Genomic DNA, 20,835 nt, shown 5'->3' with positions numbered 1-20,835 from the left:
GGCGAGCTACTATGAGTGTTTGGGACTCGGGTCGCCCGCTGACCGTGTCCGCTCTGGGGCACGCTTAACACCCGTGACTGCAAACCCGGTGATATGTCGGCTTCGGAACTGGCAGACCGGGTGGCCGAGGCACTCACAGTGGACAGCGAGGCGTTCAACGACAGGGCCCGCGAGGAGGCCGAAGCGCTCAAGTCCGCAGTCCGTGACGGTGCCTTCGACAACACGGAAGCAATCGTGGGGATGGAACTGGAGCTGTATGCCGTCGACGACCGGACCGACGCGCTCCAGCGGGTCCCCCGTCAGTTGCTCGAACTCATCGGGTTCGAGAAGGAACTCGGCCTGCACAACGCGGAGATGCAGACGAGTCCGCAGCCGCTGAACACCCACGGGCTGGCGGCTCAGCGCAACGAACTGAAGGCGTCGCTGCGGCCGGCCCAGCAGCGGGTGCGCAGCGAGGGCATCCGCCTCGTCTCCGACGGGATGTGGACCGTCCCACCCGCGGGCGAGACGGCCCGAGAGTACCTCTGTGACTGCGTCGAGCAGAGCGGCGTCCGCATTGGGACGAACATGTCCGACTCCGTTCGCTATCACACGATGGCGAACACGGACTACCCCTCCGCGTTCGAGCTCGATGCACCACACGTCTCCCTTGAGGCAGAGACGGTGATGCCGGAGTCGCTCATCACCTCGATTCAGCCCCACTATCAGATCCCCCACGCCCCGGACATGCCGGAGTACTTCAGCTACGCGCTCCGTATCGCTGCGCCGCTACTGGCGCTTGGCGTCAACTCCCCGTTTTTTCCACCGGACCTGTACGACGACGCACCCGATCCGGAGATTGTCGCCGGCGCGAACATGGAGAACCGTATCGGGGTCTTCGAGTCGGTACTCAATCCGCCCGACGGTGACCCGACACCACCGAAAGTCTGTTTCCCACCGGATTTCGACTCCGTCGAGGACGCTATCGACGACATCGTCGCGGACGACACAATTGTGCCGGTCGAACTGCAGTCGGGAACCCGCTTCGACGACGACTTCGTCCACTTCCGACACAAGCACGGGTCGTACTGGCGGTGGGTCAGGCCGGTGTTCGAGGGGCCGACACGGTCAGCGGCCAACGCCCGTATCGAGTTCCGCCCGCTGGCCGCACAGCCGACCGTCAACGACGCCATCGGCTTCGCGGCTGTCTTCGCCGGCCTGATGGAGAGTCTGCCGCGGCTCGAACACCCCATTCGGTCGCTGGACTGGGAGACGGCAAAGAAGAACTTCTACACCGCGGCGCGGAACGGGCTCCGGGCGAGGATCGAGTGGATCACTGCCGACGGGGCGACCACGACCAGCACCGAGGAGATCTACGGCGAACTGCTCGAACACGCACGTGAGGGCCTCGAACAGCGCGGTCTCTCAGCGGAGGAGGCCCATAGCTACATTCGGCCGCTGCGCGAACGCGTCGACCGACGGCTCACGCCCGCGCGCTGGAAACACGACTACGTCCGCCGCCGTGTCGAGGAGAACGTCCCGCTTGCCGAAGCCATCTGGGGGATGCAGGCCACCTACATCCGCCACCAGGAAGAGACGCTACTCGATGGCAGCTTCGTCGACTGGTTCGAGTGATCGCCGGCTGTCCCGGCGTGGACGACCGACTGCGCTCCTGAGTCGCCACAGGACTTTCGTCGGGCGGTCTCTACAGCGCACATATGGTCCCCTCTATCGCCCGCCGCCGACTCCTCCGGACCGTTGGTTCGATAGCACTCGGCGGCCTCGCAGGCTGTACCGCACCGGACGTGTTCGGCGCGGACGGCACGGAACACGAGTACACGCTCACTGTCGACGCAGTCGAAACATCGCCCGTTGAGTACGCGCTGTACAGTCCGGATGACGACCCGCTGTTCGGTGCCCCCGCCCGCGAGACCCTGGCGAATATCCTCCCTGACGGACGCCATACGACCTACGGTTACCAGCCGGTTACCGAAGACGAGTACGTCGAACACGACGGTCGATACTTCCAGACGGCAGTCATCGTCACTGGCAGCGACGACATCGATCGGACGCTCGTCCGCGCGGAACCACTGGCCGACGACGCGACCGTTCCCGACGACGCCGTCCCCGTCGATTCGCTGGACCGGCCGAGCGCGCGCGTAGTGAAAATCCTCCATAGCCATGCCCAGACCGGGGGTGAAAGCGATAGCGACGACCTGCTCCGAAACGGTGCATACGTGCTTCGGCGGCCTGCCGAGCGTGAGAGCCCCCTCTCAGCCGGTGACCTCGACGGCCGGGTCGTCACGATGCAATCCGGTGGCCCCTGGAACTACCGCATCGAGACGGCGACGCGACGGATCTCCGAGACGGCCTACACCACGCTGGCGCTCGAAGTGGCGGCCTCGCGCGAGCAGTTCCGTGAAGTGGTGTTTGACACCCGAATCGACGCCGATCTCACGCAGGAGTCGGTTTCGGCGGACGTACAGTCGACGCTCGACCGCGCAATCGGCCGCGGCCGCTACGTGGAAACGACGCCGCTTTCGCCGTCGTTCGAGACCCTTCTGGAGCGTCTCGATCTCGGGTCTGTCGATTCGGGGGTCAACGGACAACTCCTGTGGTACGACGCCTCGCTGTACCGGTACGGGCTGTATATCAGCGACGCTAGCGGAGACTAGGGCTACGCTTCCTCGTCACCCTCGTCTTCGTCGTCCTCGTCCTCGTGCTCGGCGAACTCGACTTCGGCTTCGAGTTCGATTTCGACGCCCTTGCCTTCCAGTTCCGCTTCGAACTCTGCCATGTCTTCGACCTCGGCTTCCAGTTCCGCTGTGTCTACCTCTACCTCGACCTCCACTTCGACGGATACGTCGTCTCGGTCCATAGAGAAATTGCGAAGGGCTGACATAATTCCGTTTTGCAACCGGCATACCGCGAACGAAGTCGACATCGCTATGTGTGTCAACGGACGACCAGTTGCTATGAGTGACCCCGTGGACGTGACCGTCGACACCGACGACGAGTCGGAATCGGTCCGGATCCACGATGACGACGGCGAGATTGAGGCCGGCGACGCGACTGTTCGGTTCAGTTTCTCCGGGACTGACGACGACCGGACCGCTGACGGCACCGACGACCAGCCAACAGACGGCGACGACGAACAGTCGACCGACGGTGACGACCCGCGCCGCATCGTCGAACTCGACTCGGTCCCGGCCGACAGCACGCTCGTATTCGAGGCGCGTGACGGCCGTCGCGGCGTCAACTGCATCCTGCACCGCTCGGGTGACGCCGTCGTCGCCTGGCGGAACTCTTGCCCCCACCAGCCCGAGGTCCCGCTCGACCCGGGCCGGGGTGCAATCGTGCGGGGCGACCAACTGGTCTGTCACAAACACGGCGCGCAGTTCGAACCCGACGACGGCGTCTGCACGCATGGCCCCTGCGCCGGCGACGCCCTCGACGGCATCGAAGTCTCGGTTCGAGACGGCGAAGTCTACCTCACCGACGAGCGCTTCGAGCGGGCCGAACGACGCTGAGCGCCTGCAATCGCTGAACGAGGACTCGTTTTCGAAGGGTCTGCACAATCAGTCGTCAGCGACGGCCGGGTCGCTGCCGGTCCGCGGGTCGGCATCGCGCCAGGTTCCTCGGAGGAACCAGCCAACCGCGAGGCCGGCCGCGAGAACGTTCGAGACGCCGAAGGCCAGCCAGATACCCTGCTCGGCCAGCGAGTACGCGAAGAGGTCGACGACCTGCGGGCCGAGCCACGCCGGGACCGCGACCGGTCGGGAGGCGACCCAGGCAACTGGCAGGCGGATGAATCCCAGCATGGTCACGGCCAGCGCCGCCGATGTGAGCGTCTTGCCGGCCCCGCGGAATCCGCCGGAGTAGGCCCGGACGATGCCGATGAAGCCGAAGGTGGGGGCGACCCACTGGAGGAAATCAGCCCCGATGCGGACGACTTCGGGGTCGTCGCTGAACACGCTGACGACGGTCGGCGCGGCGAAAATCGTGACCGCGCCGAGAACGGTGAGAAGGGCAAACGACACCTTCGCGGCGAAGTGGTTTGCCTTCGCGGCGCGGTCGGGGCGCTCGGCTCCGAGGTTCTGACCGGTCATCGTCTCGACGCCACGGTCCATCGCGATGGCGGGCATGAACACCAGCGAGAACACGCGGATGCCGACGCCGAAGGCCGCGACCACCGTCACCGAGAACGTCCCGACGATGAACAGCATGGCGTTGACCGACAGCGCCCGGCCGGTCCCTTCGACGGACGCCGGGACGCCCAGTTTGAGCAGTTTCCGGAGGTACTCTAAGTCAGGCCCCATGTCGCTGAGGCGGATCCGGATGCCACGCGTGCCCGAGAGCAGAATGCCGATACCGACGACTAAGGCCACGCCCCGGGAGAAGATGGTCGCGACGGCCGCGCCGACGACGCCCATCTCGGGGAACGGCCCCCAGCCGAAGATGAGGAACGGGTCGATGACGATGTTGAGGACGACGGTCCCGAACATCACCAGCATCGGCGTGATGGTGTCGCCGGCCCCCCGCATCAGCGAGATGAACACGAAGAAGCCGAACATCGCCGTCAGGCCGAGCGAGACGACCTGCAGGTACCCCGTCGCGCCCGGTAGTACCTCGCTGGATGCACCCAGTAACGACAGGAAGTCCTCGACGAAGAAGTAGCCGGTCGCGCCCAGCAGCACGGACCCGAGCAGCGCGAACGTCACGGTCTGGGAGGCGGCGTACTCGGCCTCGCGGTGTTCCTCTGCACCGGTGTGCTGGGCGACCAGCACGCTGCCGGCCACTGACAGCCCCATGCCCAGCGAGATGAGCAGGAAGATCATCGGGAAGGCAAACGAGATGGCCGCAAGCGCCGTCGTGGAGTACTGGCCCAGCCAGAACGTATCGGCTAAGTTGTACGCCACCTGCAGCAGGTTCGTGATGACGATGGGAAAGGACAGAAACAGCAGGGGCTTGCCGATGTCGCCGCTTGTCAGTTCCAGTTCTTCCTGCCCTTTGAACAGGTTGCCGAGTCGCGCGCCGAGACGACCCAGCCGCTTCCGGACGCTCACGCTTCGACCTCCCGCTGTCCGTTCAGGAGGTGCGTTTCGACGTACTCCCGGAGCGTTTGCCGGGTACACTCGACCGGGCGGCCGGTCGTGACGCGCTCGGTCGCGGCCCCGGTCAGGACGGTGACGATGAACCGGGCAGTGTCCTCAGAGTCGAGGTCGGATTCGAACGTCCCGTCGGCGATTCCGTCTTCGAGGATCGCTTCGAGCTCGTCGACGAGGTAGTCGTCGAACTTCGTGAGCCGCTCCCGAAAGCCCTGCTCGTAGGGCGCGTGGGCGCGGATTTCGAGGATCGCAGTCCCGAACTCCTCGCTTCCGTCATCCGGCTTGTCCAGCACCGAATCGACGAGCGACAGCAGGCGCTCGTGTGGGTCCTCACCGTCGGGGTCTTCGATCCGGTCGACGAACCCGTCATAGAGGTATTCGAGGAACGCACAGAGGAGGTCGTGCTTGCTGTCGTAGTGGTAGTGGAGGGCGGCCTTGCTCTTCTCGGCCTCGTCGGCGATGTCCTGCATCGTCAGATCGGCATACCCATGCGTACACAGCGCACGGTAGGTCGCATCCATGATATCGTCGGCCGTGTCGCCGTCGTTCATTACGTGCGACTAACTGACTGGTCAGTCAAATACCCGTCGGTACTGTCTCCCGCCGCCCGAACGCACTCCTGGACCTGCCGGTCCGGGGCTGGTTGGAGCGACTGCAAAAGGGCGGTCGCTACTCCTTCAGGTCGAGGTCGAACTGCTCGTGTTCGCTGGCGGCGTTGAGCACGACGGACGTGTTCGACTCCTTGATCTCCGGGTCGGTGAGCAGTTCCTTGATCTGGGCGTTCATGCCGTCGGTGTCAGTGAACTTCCCGACCGCGATGATGTCGTAGTCGCCGGTGACCTCGTACACCGAGATCATCTGCTTGTGCTCTTTGAGGTCGTCCGTGACCTCCGGGAGTGAGGACCCCTCCACCTTGAGCTGTATGATGGCCGTCACGTCGTAGCCGAGCTTGTCGTAGTCGACTTTCGGCGTGTAGCCGTTGATAATCCCCTCGTCTTCGAGGTCGGAGAGGTGATTCGAGACGGTCGTTACCGATACGTCGAGGTCTTCACCCAGGCTTCGGAGGCTGGCGCGGCCATCCCCCAGCAGGGCATTCACTAGCTCACGGTCGAGATTTTCGTACGTCATTACATCCCAGAACGACCCCCAGGGTTTAGAATTTTACGAATGTCCAAATGTAAGCGAAAGCGCCGAAACCTTTGCGCAAATCAGCAGGGTTTTAGTAGTAGCCCCTTTCCTATCTGGTGTCCAAAGATGACAAGCGAACTCTCAGAGGAGGCACAGGAGGTACTCGACGAGATCGAAGAGAAGAACGTCGACTTCCTGCGGCTCCAGTTTACCGATATCCTCGGCACAATCAAGAACGTCTCGATCACGGCTGACCAGGCGGAGAAAGCGTTCACAGAGGGGATTTACTTCGACGGCTCCTCGATCAACGGCTTCGTCCGCATTCAGGAGTCCGACATGCGACTGGACCCGGACCCCTCGACGTTCTCCGTGCTCCCGTGGAGAGAGAACGTCGAAGGCGGCTCCAGCGCTCGACTCATCTGTGATGTCATCGACACCTCGACCGGCAAGCCGTTCTCCGGCGACCCGCGTGGCGTCCTCAAGCGCGCCATCCAGCGCGCCGAAGACATGGGCTATCAGGTCAACGCTGCACCCGAGCCCGAGTTCTTCCTGTTCGAGGAAGACGAAGACGGCCGTGCGACGACCAAGACCAACGACGCCGGCGGCTACTTCGACCTCGCGCCGAAGGACCTCGCCTCCGACGTGCGCCGTGACATCATCTACGGCCTCGAAGACATGGGCTTCGACATCGAAGCCTCCCACCACGAGGTCGCACAGGGCCAGCACGAGATCAACTTCACCTACGACGATGCCCTGACCACGGCCGACAACGTCGCGACCTTCCGCTCGGTCGTCCGCGCCATCGCGGCCGAACACGACCTGCACGCGACGTTCATGCCCAAACCGATTCCGCGCATCAACGGCTCCGGCATGCACACGCACATCTCGCTGTTCACTGAAGACGGCGAGAACGCGTTCCACGACGACGACGACGAGTTCAACCTCTCGGAGACCGCCAAGAGCTTCACCGCCGGGATCCTCGAACACGCACCGGCCATCACCGCGGTCACCAACCCGACCGTGAACTCCTACAAGCGCCTGGTCCCGGGCTACGAGGCACCCGTCTACGTCGCCTGGTCCGACCGCAACCGCTCGGCGCTCATCCGCAAGCCGGCCGCCCGGACGCCGGCCGCAAGCCGTATCGAGGCTCGCTTCCCCGACCCGTCGTGTAACCCGTATCTCGCCTTCGCAGCGCTCATCCACGCCGGGCTCGACGGTGTCGAGCGCGATCTCGAGTGTGAGGACCCGGTCCGCGAGAACATCTACGAGTTCGACGAGGCGAAACGCGAGGAGTACGGCATCACCACGCTGCCGGAGAACCTCGGCGAAGCCGTCGACGAACTCGAAAACGACGAGGTCATCAGCGACGCGCTCGGCGAGCACGTCCTCGAGAACTTCGTCGAGGCCAAGCGCCAGGAACACAAGGACTACCTGGTCGACGTGTCCGACTGGGAACTCGACCGCTACCTCGAGAAGTTCTAAGCGGCCCCGATCTCAGTATTTTTTCGCGAGGCGCTCACCGGCCAGCGGCAGCGTCAGCAACAGTCCCGTCCCGAGCCCCGCGGCAAGCGTGACGACGACCGGCGTCGGGTCGAGGCCAAGCGTCCCGCCGAGGAGAACGCCGACCGTGGCGACGCCCAGAAGCACCGTGAACACGACGCCGCGGCGGGTCGGCTCAGGTATTTCGTCACCGACCAGCGCCCAGACGACGCCTCCGGCGACAGTCAGCCCCAGCGCGGCCCCGGTGTCGCGAGAGAGGCCGGCAGTGACCAGCGCCAGCCCCGCGACGACGGCGGCGAGTCCGAACACCCGCTCGGGCGTTTTGAGCACACGGACGGCGAGCCAGAGGAACCCGCCCGCGATGGCAAACCCAGCCAACACGTCGGCGAGATAGTGCACGCCCAGCACCAGTCGTGAGAGGCCGATGAGACCGATGACCGTCCCGGCGACGGCAGTTCGCGCCCGGCGTGTGCCGACCCGGAGCGCCCACGCGAACCCGCCCCAGACGAGCACCGCGACAGTGGCGTGGCCGCTGGGGAAGCCGTACCCCTCGCCGGTCGCCATCGACTCGTAGATGCCCCGGAGCGCCACCGGTAGCAGGTCGGCGTGGGTGGCCGTCCCCGCACCCGGCGGGCGCGGCAGCGCAAACACCGCCTTCACCGAGACGGCGATGGCCACCGCGCCGGCCAGCAGTGCGACAAGCATCGCCGCCCGGTCCCGCGTGAGGCCTCGGCCGAGTGTCGGCGTCCGCGATCCCAGCCAGTACAGCAGCGCACACGCCGAGAAGGTGAACCAGAAGTCCCCCAGCTGGGTCAGTAACGCGAACAGTACGACGACTGCGCCGGGCAGCGCTGACAGCACCTCTGCCACGCCGACAGCCCGGATCACTGTCGCCAGTCGCGCACGCGGTCAACAAGCCGTCCGGGAAGGCCGGTGGCGGTAAGCGTCACGCCGACGGCGATCATCACGGTGTAGAGGCCGAGCGTCGAAAGCCAGATGACCAGCATCGCCAGGACGGCCCACATGCCCTTCAGATAGTAGAACGCGCCGAGGGTCATGATCGTGCCGTACAGCAAGACGACGTAGGGACCCCACTGCCGGGCGTGGCCGCGGCGCATCCGGCGGCGGACGTACTGCTTGAGGTCCGACCGCACCTCGTCGCGGTGGAGCGTCCGACCCTCGATGTCCTCGCGGAACGACTCGAACTCCTCGCGGAGCTCCCTGAGTTCCTCGTCGGTCAGTTCGTCGGCGTCTCTGCCGGTCGTATCGGCCCCGGTTGGCGGCGGTGTGTCGGTCTCGTCAGCGTCCTCACTCATCGCTTTGCCGGACCGTCGGTGCGATACCTGTTGTAGTTGCCGGTCCGAGAGCGCCGCGTTGACCGCCGCGCCCACGAGCAGCACCTGTCCGGCGAAGTAAAACCACGTCACGAGCAGGAGGACCGCGCCTATGACGCCGTACACCTGATAGCTGTCGGCCTGTGAGGCGTACACGTTGAATCCAGTGCCGAGCAACGTCCACCCGACGCCGGCAAACACCGCGCCGGGGATGGCGCTCCGTATCGTCATCTCCTGGTCGGGAAACAGGTAGTACAGCGGGAGGAAGGCAACAGCTAGTACGGGAATGAGTGCAAGCCCGCCGAGAGCGACCTGGACGCCGAGAATCGTTCCGAACGCGCCGATGACGCCCAGTCCGACCAGCGCGACGCCGATGCCGCCCAGCGCAGCCAGTCCGTCGACGAGTTCCCCGATAATCGAGTCGGGGCCGTCTGTCCCATAGACGCGACTGAAGGCCGTATCCAGTCCGCGAAACACCTTGAGCGCACTCCACAGTGTGACACCGACGCCGAGGACAGTCGCGCCGCCGCGGCCGGCCCCGCTGGTCAGCGCGTCCTCAAGTAGCGTCGAGGCCGTCGGCGAGAGTACGTCCCCCGCGGCCGCCACGATGCTGTCGGCGAAGGCCGCCCCGCCGACCAGCGTGCCGACGACCAGCGTCAGCAATAACAGCGGCAGCAGTGAGACGAACATGTAGTAGGCGATGCCGGCGGCGAGAAAGGAGACTTCCTCCTCCTGGACGGTGCGGACGACAGTTCTGGCGACGGAGACGGCGCGTGTGCGGTCCACGCGAGCACGTCAGAGTGGAGCCACAAATATACTGTCGACTGACTGACGGCAGCCGGTCGTGTAAGAGTGGCCACACCGCCTCAGTCGTCCAGCGCCGCCTCGGGCCGGTAGTCCCGGCTGACGACCCGCCACGTCCCCGAGCGGAATCGGTAGTAGGTCACCGCTGCGGGAACGGCCGTTTCGACAACCAGCGAGGCGTACAGCGCAAACTCGTCGAGCGGCGTGACGTAGCCCAGCGCCGCCAGCGGGAGGGCGAACAGGTACATCCCCGCCAGCTGGGAGTAAAACGGCCAGCGCGTGTCGCCGCTGGCCCGGAGCGGGCCGACTGAGCCGCCGTCGACGCCCCGGAACACAACGCTGGCACACGCAACGGCGACGAACACAGTCACCAGCGGGAGCACTGTCGGATCCGAGACGAACAGGCGGGCGATGCCCCGCGAGAACGGGAGCAGCGTCGCCGCGACCACGATGTACACGCCGATGCTCAACCGGAGGACCGTTTGCGCCCAGACCGTCGCTTCGGCCTCGTCGCCCTCGCCCAAGGCCTGCCCGACGAGGCTGCTGGACGCGAGGCTCAGCCCCCAGTTCGGCGTGTCAAGCAGCGCCCGGACCCGAAGGGCCACGACGTAGGCCGACACGACGCCCGGTCCGAACAGGCCGACGATGAACAGCCGGGGGAACTGCGCCCCGGTCCGCGCGAGATTGGCCCCAACAAGCGGTGCCCCGGTCTCCGCGAGATCCCACCCCAGTCCGCGGTCGAGGAGCGGCCGCGACACCGGCACCCGGACCGGGAATGCACCGATTATCGGTAAGCCACCGCGGGCTAACCCAACGGCGAATCCGGCCGTGACCAGCACGTTCGCGACGACCGTGCCAAGCGCCGCCCCGACGACACCGAGACGGAACCCGAAGATGAGGACGGCGTTCAGCGCGATGTTGACGACCGCGCCGCCGGCCCGCAACAGCATCGGCGACCAGGCGTCGTCGGCCCCGACGAGCGTCCGGCTACCGATGAGGTTCAGCGCCGCGAAGGGGACACCGAGGGCGACGACGCGCAGGTATTGTGTCCCGTAGCCGACGGCCTCGGACCCCGTCCCGACGAGGTCGACGAGCAGCGTCGGCAGGACCCAGTACGCCGCCATGAGCGGGAGCGTCAGCCCAAGCACGACGACGGCACTGGTCGTGACAGTGACCGCCAGTTCCTCGTCGGCGTCGGCTCCGTAGCGCTGGGACACCATCCCGATTGTCCCTCCGGCGACGCCGCCACCCAGCGCGAACACCAGTTCCCAGAACGGCGCGGCGAAGCCGACGCCGGCGATAGCGGTCGGCCCGAGCGCCAGCCCGACCATCGCCACGTCGACCGTCGACTTCGACATCCGGGCGAGCCCGGTGACGATCCGGGGCCAGGACAGGTCCGTCGCGCGGCGGACCCGCTCGCGCTCGACGAGGTCAAACCGTGCGAGCAGACCGCCGATGAACAGCAGGACGCCACGGACCGGGTTGTACGTGGAGGGCACGGTTTCGACACCGTTTGGCGGCCGAGGCAAAAAGGGGTTTAGAATGTGGGCAGCGGGTGTGGTTGTTTCAGGAGACGTGACCGGTCCAGAAATATCGACATGCTCGTTTCAGTCCCACAGAGACAGCACTGACAAACCGGTCACAGGTGGGACTGAAAGGGGCGAGGCGCTGGGCGTTCGAGACGACGCAAGCACCGGAGGGAGTGCAACGACCGAGAAGCGCAGCGAGTCGCAGGAGCCCAGTGCCTCGGGGCTTTCTGGCTCTTTGCGGCTGTCGTCAGTGAAACAATGCCGACTCTACCGCCACAGACTCGAACAGCTAGCCGCCCTCACAGGGTTTATACAGCATCGCCGCAACGACCGGATATGGAGACGGAAGCGGCCATCCGGCACGGGACGATGCGGGTGACGGCCCTGCTGCTCGTCGCGGCCGCGCTGGCTATCGGCCTCGGCGTCGCCGGCACTGGCGCGTCCCTGCCGATTGTCGTGGGACTGCTGGTACTGGCGGCTGTCCTGTACGCTGCTCGTCCGAACGAGGACTGGTTCGGTCCCGTCGCCGGTGTCGACGTGGACGGTATCGTCCGGTCACTGTGGCTCGCGCCGCTCATTACGGCCCTGCCGCTGGTCGTTCGTCTGTCGGCCACACCTGGCGAACTGCAGGCCATCGGCGGACTGCTCGGCCTCGCAGGGATGGCGAACTACTTCCTGCGCCCGGTGTATCTGCTGGGCTACGACCTGGTTGCCGCGGTGCGCGAGAGTGCCGGGCGGGCGAACGGTCGGTAGGAATCAGTTCGACCCGTACACTCTTGTCGCAGTCTTTGGCACAGCCCTCGATTCTCGATTCGTTACTCCGCCGTCGCCTCACGGATTTCGACCACGTCGGCGTCCGTCTTGAACGTCGTGCCGCCGTAATGCGTTCGGGAGGCCTCGTAGCCGGCGTCGTGGAGCTTCTCGATGAACTCGTCCATGGCCTCGGCGCCGCGACCCCAGCGCTTGCAGAGGCGGTGCTGGTCGTAGTGGGTCGGCGTGTCGATCTCCGCTTTGAGTGTTGCCAGCAACTCGGTCGCCTCGTCGGCAGTGCCCATCTCCTCGGTCACCTGTTCAGACACGGCGTCGGCGAACGCCGGGTCGCAGGTCCGACCCAGCCAGATGGGGCCGGCCGTCTGGAGGTGCTTCTCACAGACCGGACACGCCTCGGGCGCGTCGGCGATGAGGCCGAAGTCGTGATCGCGCCAGAGGCAGTGCTGGCAGTGGTGGACGTAGCCCAGTTCGTCGATACAGTCGTTGGCGACTTTCGCGCCGTGGTCGAACTCCAGATAGGTCCGGGCGTAGTGCTTGGTCGCGTGGCTGAGAATCGGGCGAGCGGCGATGTCGTAGCGGGCGGCGGTTCGGACCATCGCCGACAGGAGGACGCGCATCCCCATCTCGGCGTGGAACTCGGTGTTTCGCGGGACCGCACCGTACGAGCGGACGCCGCTCTCGAAGTGTGCCCCACACAGCGGCGCGGTGTCGGTGGCCGTCACACAGAGGAGGTGTTTGGTTCCCTGAATGGCCGCGTCGGCGAAGGGGATCGGCGTCCCGAAGGGGTCCACGTCAACCACGTCGAATGCCTCGGAGTGCATGAGCACGTTCGCGTCCGACCGCCGAACTGAAGCGGCGAGGTCGTTGCGTTCGAGGTTCTGCTCGCACAGTGCCGTCGCGTCGTCGTCGATGTCACACAGTGTCGTCTCCCAGTCGTTGGCCGCCGCGCGGACGCCCCGAATGCCGCTTGCGGCGGTGGCGTCCAGATACGTCGACACGCGGGGGGTTCGCTCTCGGTAGGCCCGTAGCGCCGCCACGGTGATATCGCGGTTCAGCTCCTGAACGGGGTTGAAGAACACGTCCGCGCCCTTCCCCGCGTCGGGCTGTTCCGGCACCGTGACCGTCACTCGGCCCTCACTGACGCGCATACTCTCCGGTCCGTGCGGGCGCCGTTAAGTCGTTCGAACCTGCGTGTCGAGTCTGGCCAAGGAGGCTTAAGACCGTGCCCCAACTACCGACAAGTATGCGCCGGTTTCGCATCGGGAGCGCGTTCGGGATCCCAATCCAGTTGGACCTAACGTTTCTCCTCGTGTTGCCGCTGTTCGCCTGGATTATCGGGTCACAGATAGAACAGACGACGGAGCTGTTGAACAGCACCCTGAACGCCGGCCTGGATGCAGCCGTTCTCACCGACGGCGCGCTCGTGTGGGTGCTCGGCATCGGTGCGGCCGTCGGCCTGTTCACCGGCGTCGTTCTCCACGAACTCGGCCACTCTCTCGTGGCGATCCGCTATGGCTTCCCCATCGACTCCATCACGCTCTGGCTGTTCGGCGGCATCGCCCAGCTCAGCGAGATGCCCGAAGACTGGAAGCAAGAACTGGTTATCGCCATCGCCGGCCCGATCGTCAGCGTCGCCGTCGGCGGGGTCTGTTTCGTCGCGTTCCAGCTTCTCCCCAGCGGCGCGGCGACGCCAATCGAATCGGTCCGGTTCATCCTCGGCTATCTCGCACTGATGAACCTCGCGCTGGCGGCGTTCAATATGCTCCCGGGCTTCCCGATGGACGGCGGCCGCGTCCTGCGCGCGCTGCTCGCCCGCAAACGGACCTACGCCCGAGCGACGACGATTGCCGCGGAGGTCGGGAAGATATTTGCCGTCTTCCTCGGCCTCTTTGGCATCTTCGTCCTCGGGAACATCTTCCTCGCCGGCCTCGCCTTCTTCATCTACATCGGCGCGGCGGGCGAGTCCCGCCAGACCTCGATGCGGGCCGCGTTCGAGGGCGTCACCGTCGCGGACGTGATGACGCCGGCGGACCACGTGACGACAGTCCCCGAGGACATGTCTGTCCGGGAACTCATCCGGACGATGTTCGAGGAACGCCACACCGGCTACCCGGTCAAGCGCGACGGCGAGGTCGTCGGCCTCGTCACGCTCGAAGACGCCCGTGCCGTCAGAGAGGTCGAGCGCGAGGCCTACACCGTCGGCGACGTGATGACCACCGAGATAATCACGATCAGCCCGGACACCGACGTGATGGACGCACTGACCTCGCTCCAGCAGAACTCCGTCGGCCGACTGCTCGTCACTGACGAGGACGGCGCCTTCGAGGGGCTGCTCACCCGAACAGATATCATGACGGCGCTTTCGATCATCAAGTCCAGCGGCGATTTCGCCGTCATCGGCGAGACGGAGACCGGGACCGTCCGCCCGGAATCCAAGATCGAGCGGTAGCGGTCACACTCCACCAGGACGACATCGGTCCCCCGTCAGAAACCCACCCGTGCGCACAGGAGTGATCGACGCACGGATCTCAGACAGTCGGCAAGACGATCACACGTAGCCAGTAACCTCCGGAGCCCCGTTACCCGTCATCCAGCGCCGCGGCAATCGCTTCAAGTTCGCCCTTCCGAAACGGTGACTCCGTCTCCGCCGGATCGTCGTCGTCTTGCTCGCCGATTTTCCAAAGGATCCCCGCTCGCATCTGTGGCTTCGACGGCAGCCGGTCCGTGTCGATGTCGTACCCCACGGCCTCGCAAATCGCCGCCAGGGCTTCCTTGGTGAAGGCAGTCGAAACCGGGCGTTCGTACCGCCCCACAGCCTGCCGAATCTCGTTTCGCAGTTCGTCAACGGTCGGTGACATACGCGTACTGGCGGCGGGACCGATTGTGTAGATTCCGGTCCGGTTACGCTCTCGTGGCATCAGCAGCGGGCACATCGAATTGACGGATTCCGGCCCGCCAGCGCAGTTCCGCCGGCGAGACACGACCGAACTCCGCCCGACGATGACAGCCCGGACACAGCGAGACGACGTTGTCCAGCGTGTGTGCGTCCCGAACCGTCAGGGCCGGCATCGCGGCGAACAGTCGGACCGGGACGATGTGATGCACGTCCGGGTTCCGACCCAGCTCGTCGGCATCTGTGCCACACAGCACACAAGCGTGGCCGTCCCGCTCCAGTGCCTGCTCGCGCACAGTTCGCCATCCCGGCCCGTACTCGCCGACGCCACCACCACGCCAGTTCGGGTGGCCGTCGCCGGTAAACGCCTCGGACAGCCATTCAGCGTGGCAGTTGCGGCTGCAGAGGATTACTTCGCCGGTCACGTCGCTTGGATATCGTTCAACAGCGGTCTCACAGACAGAACAGTCGAACCTGAGTTTTCCACCATTCCAGTTTGGGTTGTCCGGACCGGATATCTGTCGTGTATGTCGCCACTCGGCGTCTTTCACGCACTCAGAGCAGAAACACCCCTCCTTCTCCGAGGGGTAGTACTCGAAGGTCGCACCGCAGTTGTCACAGGTCGTCTCCTCCTTCGCATCGGTGTAGTTCGGGTTGTCAGCCCCTGAAAACGATACTGCGGCGTCGCGGCATTCGCCAGAACAGTAGCGTTTCTCGTATTCGGAGTGGAACTGGTCCGAACAGTGGTCACATTTCCGGTTTGGCAGGCGTTCACCGTGGACACTGCTGTGGTGAACGCCAAGCCCCCGTTTTGAGTCAAACGTGCGACCACAGGAGGGGCAGTCGTGGTTTGTCATCAGAAAGTACTATCTTCTGATACATTATAAATCAGCGGAGACGGGTGTGGAAGTGAAGACTCCGATGGGCCAAAAATGTCGAAATCAGGCGGTAGAAGGTCTAAGTCCGGGCGCGGGAATTGAACCCGCCTCTTAGCCACCACAAGGCTAAAGGATGCCACTACCCCAGCCCGGACACGCTCGTTGAAGCATTCATAGATATTCCGCTGGAACAGAAATACGTTACGAATCTGGGAACCAGTGAGTCGTGAGAGCGCGTGACAGCGGCGACACACCGACTCGAAATTAGACAGACCCCGCTTCGAGACGCTTTTACAGCACCACAGCGTAGAGTTGGGTACGCGTGGCTATCACGGACAAAATATACGTCAAGAACCACCAGCAACTCGCCTCCCAGCTGGAGACGAGTTTCCCCAAGGGGGCGTTCAAGGGCGCGACGCTGGACATCCTCTTTCAGGGCGAGGGGTTGGCGAAACTCGACGAGGCCTCCAGGGAGCGGGTGTTGGATTTCGCCGAGGACTTCCTGGACTGTGACTGTCAGGCCAATCCCCACTGTGGCTGTGCCGAGCGGAAGTTCATCAGCTATCTACTGGAACTACGCGAGCAGGGGATGGGGCCGGACGCCGTCGTCGATGTGATGAGCGACGACTACATGCTGTACGCCTATCCGGGCGACGTGCTCTCCTTCCTCGATAACTCCGTCAGGACGCTGGAGGCCGTCGAAACGCTCGCGGATGTCGACGGGCGCGACGACGTGGCTGAGGACGTGCAGCGGCTGCGGAATCGGCTGGTGTAGCGACCACATCTCCAAGCGGTCCGGTCAGTAAGCACCCGGAAGACAGCAATGGCGTCAGTCGTTCCGGACCAGGGTATCGTCCGCAAGGAACCGCTGCAGCGTGTGTGCGTCCCCTTCTAGCGTCTTGAGATGAACACACAGCAGTTCGCTCGTGGTTTTGTCTTGGAATTGCTCAGCTACGTCAACGTGGTCGCGCATCTGTACCGCGAGCGTCGCGTACCCGTCGAGGTCCCGTTCGAGCGAGGACCGAGCGTCGAAGCGGTGGGGCGTCTCGATGTGCATCGGGGCGTGTTGTCGGATGCCCATCGGACCACAGACCGGCACGCCACCGAGTGCGTGGACGCGGAGTGCGATGTCGTCGGTCATCTCAGTGAGGCGGTCCGCCGCCGATTCGAGGAACGTCGTAACGTCGTGCCACTCGGCGCCGTCGATGGTCCAGTAGTGTTTCCGGACTTGATTGAACAGGAGATACAGCCCCGATAGTTCGGCGTTCAGGGCAGTCACTAGCTGTTCTGCAACGGCAGGCTCCATTCGGATTTCGTTCGCTCGGACGGTGTCCCACTCCTGTCGGCGATGCTCTGTGCCGGGGTCACGGAGGTGAGGGGTGCTCGCCATGGTTAGTCACTCCCCACGAGCGTGTCGTCTTCGAGGAACTGTTCGACCCTGTGAGCGTCGACTTCGAGCGTCGTGAGATGGTCACGCAGTCGCTCTGCCGTGCCCGAATCACCCATCTCCTCGGCAAGGGCCACGTGTTCGCGCATGCTTGCGACCAGTGTCGCGTAGCCATCGAGGTCACCCGAAAGCGAGGCGCGGAGGTCATAGATGTTCTCGGCTTCCAGGTGGACCTCGGCGTGTTCCTGAATCGTCGGCGGCGTATTCGGCGGGATGCCCCCGAGTTCGACGATTCGGACCGCAAGGTCGTCGTTGATGTCACGAGCGCGCTTGTAGGCGTCTCTGAGGAACTCGGCGACATCGTGGAACTCGGCCCCTTCGGCCGTCCAGTAGTGCTTTCGCAAGAGGTAGAAGAGGTTGAACGAACTGGCGTGGTCGGTGGAGAGTGCGTCCACGATCTCCTCGGCGACAGCGCTATCGATACGAAGGTCGTTTTCGTCGAGCGTCTCCCACTCCTGGCGACGGACGCCGGTCTCGGGTTCGCGGACCAACCCAAGTTGGTTCTCCGTCATCTGCTCACCTCGGCCGTGCTCCTGTGGGACGAATACGATTCACAGTTGACCTTGATTATCCGCTCACATAAATATTATCAGATAGCCGATAATTTTTAGGCAGGCCGAAAGTTATGTGATATGTCCACAATAAACAGCCTGTGATATAATGTGGCCCTTCAGGCCTCTTCTACCGATATCACAGCGACAAGTTCCCGGTTGATGAGAAATTTCGGCCGAGTAGATAAATATCAACTACGCTATTTATTGATCGCTGGGAGACACCATCCGAGCAAGTGAAACAGCGTGATGCGATCAGCGGTCGTCGAAACTGCCGATCCGGTATGAGGCGTCTTCCTCTTCGCCCTGGTCCAGGTCTTCGAGGTGGATGACCTCGTCCTGGTCCATCTCGTCGAGTTGCTGGCGGAGTTTGGTGACGTAGCGCTTGTGCTCTTCCAGTTGTTCGCGGAGGTGCTCGGCTTCGAGTTCAAGCCGTTCGTGTTCGCGGACGAAGCTCTTCGGAACCTCGACTTTCGGCGGGAAGCTCTCGGTGCTGGTCTCGGTCGCGTCGTCCTCGAACTCGTGTTCCGGCGCGACCTTCACCTGGCCATCGTGGGAAACAAGCGTGTCGACGTAGTCCCGGAAGACCGCGGACAGCGAGATGTCGCGCTCCTCGGCGATCTCACGGAGGGTTTCGAATTTATCCTCGCTGACGCGAAAGGAGATAGTCTTGTTTTTGTTACCCATAGTTGTGTGTTATTCTATCAGCATCGTATTTAATCGTTTGTCAGACGCTACCGCGTCCGGCGGTCCGCCAGCCGTATCGACGGTGGTCGAACCGCGGTGATTTAACAGCGGGCCGACCCCGCTTCCGGACAGAGATGACGACAGACATCGACGCGACCGCGCATCACTTCGGAATCATCGTCAGCGACCTGGACCGGGCCATCGAGTTCTACCGCGACGTGTTGGGACTCGAAGTCCTGACACGCTTCGCAGTCGGTGACGAAGCGTTCGGAACCGCCGTCGACATTGAGGGAGCCAGCGCCGAACTGGTCCACCTCGACGCCGGCGGGACGCGTCTGGAACTGGCGACCTACGAGCCAGAAGGCGAAGCGATGCCTGACCCGGACCTCAATCGGCCGGGGTCGACCCACCCCGGACTGGAAGTCGACGACCTCGACGCCGTCGCCGACCGACTCCCCGATGAGGTCGAAACCCTCAGCGGCCCGCAAACGACCGAGAGCGGGACGACAATCATGTTCGTCGTCGACCCCGAAGGGAACCTGATTGAGCTACTAGAGCCGTAGCGCCGGCAAAACTGCTTCCCGAAAAAGCGGGCCGAGGCGCGGTCCGTCTCAGTCCGCGCTGGCTTCGGCCTGTTCGTCCTGCAGACTCTCCAGTGCGCCGACGACTGACTGCCGGTAGTTCTCGATGGAGAGTTGCTCGTACTCCTCGTCGGCCATCGCGATGTACTCGTCGGTGGCCGGATCCTCCATGTCGGCTTCCTTGTACCGCTTGACCCTATCGAGGGTTCGCTCGGCCGTCTCGACGACCCAGCGGTCCCGCGTGGCCTCGTCGACCTCCGAGATGGACTCGGGGCGGACCGAGACGTTCACCTCGCCCTCGTCGGTCTCGTAGGTTCGTGGCTTGCCGACGACGGCGACGTAGGCCGGCGGCTCCAGCTCGCGCAGCATCGACGCCGCATCGGGCTGGTACTGCCCGGCGTACATGAAGAACGTGTCGCCGTTGGGGTCGACGACCCGTCCCTGCCAGTACTCGCTATCCTCGCCGACATCCTCAGTTTCGGTGAGGGTGCCGACCAGGAACACGCGGTTGGCGCGCTGGCCGGTCGGCAGGAGGACGTACACCGGCGCACGGTCGTCGTCGGATTCCTTGAACGTGTAGCTCGCGTCGTTGAACTCGCGTGCGAAGACGCGCCGTGCGACCTCGCGGGTAGGTGTGCTCGCCATTTAGATCGACCTCGCTTTGATGAGAATCTCGTCTGCATCCACGGCCCCGGTCAGTCGCTCCTGCTCGTCGGCAAGCAAGTAGCGGCCGAAGGTCGGTCCGCGGACGCGGTAGTACCGCCCGAGGATCTTCTGTCGCATCTCGTCGGCGACGACGGTCGTATCGAGCGCGTCCATCGCCATCTCTTTGCCCTCCTCCAGGGAAATGCCGGTCAGTTCCTCGGTGGCTTCCTCGTCGAAAATAACCTCGGTGACTTCCTCGCCGTCGTCGAGGACGCCCTTGATTCGGAGGTCGAACTCGCCTTCGACCTCACCGTGTTCGCTACAGCGGCCGTTCTGGAGGACGCGCGTGCAGTCGTCTTCGGGACAGCGCTTGATGAGCCCGGAGCCCGACTGGATGTCGACCAGCGCGCCGTCGGCCTCGACGCTGTCGTCGCCGACCTCGATTGCCTCGTCCAGTTCCTCGATGGTCGTCGTCCGGTTGAGCTTCACGGAGAAGCGCCCCTGGTACTCGTCGGTAACGACGTTTCGCAGGGCGTAGGACTTCCCTTCCTCCAGCGACGGGAGGTCTGACTTCGACCACTTCGTGAACTTGATCGTGCCCGTCTCGTCGCCCAGCAGGCCGACCTGGGCCACGGCGTCGGCGCGTGGCTCCCAGAGTTCGACGACCGTCGCTCGAACGTCGACCCACTCTTCGGGGGCGTCAACGTCGGCGACGTTCACTTGCTCGTTGCCGCCGCCGTCGCCGCCGCCTAGCTGGTCGCGGTCCATGCCGGCCTCGTCGAGGTACGTGTTGACGACGCTCCGACGGGCCTCGCTGATGGGGACCTGATAGTCGTTGACCAGCGTGTCGAGCCGCTCGACAACGTCGTCGACCTCGATCTGTAGCTGGTCGGAAAACTGCTCGTGTATCTCTGTCGCGTGGGTACGCAAATCTGACTCAGTCATTGGTTTTCACTGTCTCCGCCTGGTTTTCGTTGGGAGACAGTCGACAGTTGGTCGC

At 64.3% G+C, this 20,835-nt stretch carries 23 protein-coding genes; 8 read left to right on the top strand and 15 right to left on the bottom strand.

The annotated features are described in order from the left end of the window. Nucleotides 1-93 precede the first annotated feature (93 nt). Nucleotides 94-1,614, top strand: a complete 1,521-nt coding sequence (locus tag NDI54_RS02940) for a hypothetical protein (protein ID WP_310894984.1) — start codon at nt 94-96, stop codon at nt 1,612-1,614. A gap of 83 nt (nt 1,615-1,697) precedes the next feature. Continuing rightward, complete coding sequence (locus NDI54_RS02935) at nt 1,698-2,654, top strand: hypothetical protein (RefSeq protein ID WP_310894983.1); 957 nt, start codon at nt 1,698-1,700, stop codon at nt 2,652-2,654. Between the two features lie 2 nt (nt 2,655-2,656). Here NDI54_RS02935 and NDI54_RS02930 read toward each other — a convergent pair whose 3' ends face one another. Next, nucleotides 2,657-2,857, bottom strand: coding sequence for a hypothetical protein (locus tag NDI54_RS02930; protein WP_310894982.1), 201 nt, complete (start codon nt 2,855-2,857; stop codon nt 2,657-2,659). A 97-nt stretch (nt 2,858-2,954) separates the two neighbouring features. Here NDI54_RS02930 and NDI54_RS02925 point away from each other — a divergent pair, with 97 nt between their 5' ends. After that, nucleotides 2,955-3,509: a Rieske (2Fe-2S) protein gene (locus tag NDI54_RS02925; protein WP_310894981.1), complete on the top strand. Its 555-nt coding sequence runs from the start codon at nt 2,955-2,957 to the stop codon at nt 3,507-3,509. 48 nt (nt 3,510-3,557) lie between these two features. Here NDI54_RS02925 and NDI54_RS02920 read toward each other — a convergent pair whose 3' ends face one another. The 3 genes from NDI54_RS02920 to lrp form a co-directional block, all read right to left on the bottom strand. Beyond that, on the bottom strand, nt 3,558-5,045 hold the full coding sequence (locus tag NDI54_RS02920) for an MATE family efflux transporter (RefSeq protein ID WP_310894980.1): 1,488 nt from the start codon (nt 5,043-5,045) through the stop codon (nt 3,558-3,560). Further along, nucleotides 5,042-5,638 carry a TetR/AcrR family transcriptional regulator gene (locus NDI54_RS02915; RefSeq protein WP_310894979.1) on the bottom strand — a complete coding sequence of 199 codons (597 nt, stop codon included), beginning with the start codon at nt 5,636-5,638 and terminating at the stop codon, nt 5,042-5,044. Before NDI54_RS02915 ends, NDI54_RS02920 begins: the two co-directional genes overlap by 4 nt. 118 nt (nt 5,639-5,756) lie before the next feature. After that, nucleotides 5,757-6,215 (bottom strand): HTH-type transcriptional regulator Lrp, encoded by a 459-nt coding sequence (gene lrp / locus NDI54_RS02910; RefSeq protein ID WP_310894978.1) that lies wholly within the window; start codon nt 6,213-6,215, stop codon nt 5,757-5,759. A gap of 126 nt (nt 6,216-6,341) precedes the next feature. Between lrp and glnA the strand changes: the two genes are divergently transcribed. Beyond that, the gene (gene glnA / locus NDI54_RS02905; protein WP_310894977.1) at nt 6,342-7,697 is read left to right on the top strand and encodes a type I glutamate--ammonia ligase; all 1,356 of its coding nucleotides are present in this window, start codon (nt 6,342-6,344) and stop codon (nt 7,695-7,697) included. A gap of 12 nt (nt 7,698-7,709) precedes the next feature. Here glnA and NDI54_RS02900 read toward each other — a convergent pair whose 3' ends face one another. From NDI54_RS02900 to NDI54_RS02890, 3 genes are all read right to left on the bottom strand, one after another. After that, nucleotides 7,710-8,603, bottom strand: a complete 894-nt coding sequence (locus NDI54_RS02900; protein WP_310894976.1) for a phosphatase PAP2 family protein — start codon at nt 8,601-8,603, stop codon at nt 7,710-7,712. After that, nucleotides 8,600-9,835: a YihY/virulence factor BrkB family protein gene (locus NDI54_RS02895; protein WP_310894975.1), complete on the bottom strand. Its 1,236-nt coding sequence runs from the start codon at nt 9,833-9,835 to the stop codon at nt 8,600-8,602. The genes NDI54_RS02900 and NDI54_RS02895 overlap by 4 nt, the downstream gene beginning before the upstream one ends. An 80-nt stretch (nt 9,836-9,915) precedes the next feature. Next, the gene (locus NDI54_RS02890) at nt 9,916-11,352 is read right to left on the bottom strand and encodes an MATE family efflux transporter (protein WP_310894974.1); all 1,437 of its coding nucleotides are present in this window, start codon (nt 11,350-11,352) and stop codon (nt 9,916-9,918) included. 366 nt (nt 11,353-11,718) lie between these two features. On the opposite strand from NDI54_RS02890, the gene NDI54_RS02885 reads away from it, so the two are divergent. Then, complete coding sequence (locus tag NDI54_RS02885; protein ID WP_310894973.1) at nt 11,719-12,135, top strand: hypothetical protein; 417 nt, start codon at nt 11,719-11,721, stop codon at nt 12,133-12,135. A 62-nt stretch (nt 12,136-12,197) separates the two neighbouring features. Here NDI54_RS02885 and NDI54_RS02880 read toward each other — a convergent pair whose 3' ends face one another. Continuing rightward, entirely contained in the window at nt 12,198-13,301 is a 1,104-nt protein-coding gene (locus NDI54_RS02880; protein ID WP_310894972.1) for a tRNA (guanine(26)-N(2))-dimethyltransferase, read from the bottom strand. A gap of 95 nt (nt 13,302-13,396) precedes the next feature. Here NDI54_RS02880 and NDI54_RS02875 point away from each other — a divergent pair, with 95 nt between their 5' ends. Further along, on the top strand, nt 13,397-14,602 hold the full coding sequence (locus tag NDI54_RS02875; RefSeq protein WP_310894971.1) for a CBS domain-containing protein: 1,206 nt from the start codon (nt 13,397-13,399) through the stop codon (nt 14,600-14,602). A gap of 130 nt (nt 14,603-14,732) precedes the next feature. On the opposite strand, the gene NDI54_RS02870 is transcribed toward NDI54_RS02875, so the two are convergent. Then, entirely contained in the window at nt 14,733-15,011 is a 279-nt protein-coding gene (locus tag NDI54_RS02870) for a hypothetical protein (protein WP_310894970.1), read from the bottom strand. Between the two features lie 43 nt (nt 15,012-15,054). Beyond that, a complete protein-coding gene (locus NDI54_RS02865) occupies nt 15,055-15,903 on the bottom strand; it encodes an HNH endonuclease (RefSeq protein ID WP_310894969.1) in 849 nt (282 codons plus the stop codon). A gap of 343 nt (nt 15,904-16,246) precedes the next feature. On the opposite strand from NDI54_RS02865, the gene NDI54_RS02860 reads away from it, so the two are divergent. Continuing rightward, entirely contained in the window at nt 16,247-16,699 is a 453-nt protein-coding gene (locus NDI54_RS02860; RefSeq protein WP_310894968.1) for a DUF5814 domain-containing protein, read from the top strand. 54 nt (nt 16,700-16,753) lie between these two features. Here NDI54_RS02860 and dpsA (NDI54_RS02855) read toward each other — a convergent pair whose 3' ends face one another. From dpsA (NDI54_RS02855) to NDI54_RS02845, 3 genes are all read right to left on the bottom strand, one after another. Next, a complete protein-coding gene (gene dpsA / locus NDI54_RS02855) occupies nt 16,754-17,314 on the bottom strand; it encodes a DNA starvation/stationary phase protection protein DpsA (RefSeq protein WP_310894967.1) in 561 nt (186 codons plus the stop codon). Nucleotides 17,315-17,316: 2 nt separating this feature from the next. Continuing rightward, entirely contained in the window at nt 17,317-17,883 is a 567-nt protein-coding gene (dpsA, locus tag NDI54_RS02850) for a DNA starvation/stationary phase protection protein DpsA (RefSeq protein ID WP_310894966.1), read from the bottom strand. A gap of 294 nt (nt 17,884-18,177) precedes the next feature. After that, entirely contained in the window at nt 18,178-18,609 is a 432-nt protein-coding gene (locus NDI54_RS02845) for a CopG family transcriptional regulator (RefSeq protein WP_310894965.1), read from the bottom strand. 134 nt (nt 18,610-18,743) lie between these two features. On the opposite strand from NDI54_RS02845, the gene NDI54_RS02840 reads away from it, so the two are divergent. Further along, complete coding sequence (locus NDI54_RS02840) at nt 18,744-19,172, top strand: VOC family protein (RefSeq protein ID WP_310894964.1); 429 nt, start codon at nt 18,744-18,746, stop codon at nt 19,170-19,172. A gap of 48 nt (nt 19,173-19,220) precedes the next feature. On the opposite strand, the gene NDI54_RS02835 is transcribed toward NDI54_RS02840, so the two are convergent. Together NDI54_RS02835 and NDI54_RS02830 are read right to left on the bottom strand one after the other, a co-directional pair. Further along, nucleotides 19,221-19,835 (bottom strand): RPA family protein, encoded by a 615-nt coding sequence (locus tag NDI54_RS02835; RefSeq protein WP_310894963.1) that lies wholly within the window; start codon nt 19,833-19,835, stop codon nt 19,221-19,223. Then, entirely contained in the window at nt 19,836-20,780 is a 945-nt protein-coding gene (locus NDI54_RS02830) for a replication factor A (RefSeq protein WP_310894962.1), read from the bottom strand. Nucleotides 20,781-20,835: the final 55 nt, after the last annotated feature.

Source organism: Haloarcula terrestris, from assembly GCF_031624315.1.
Classification (GTDB): Archaea; Halobacteriota; Halobacteria; order Halobacteriales; family Haloarculaceae; genus Haloarcula; species Haloarcula terrestris.
Note: the sequence above shows the minus strand (reverse complement) of the source record. Positions and strands in the feature narration are given on the sequence as shown.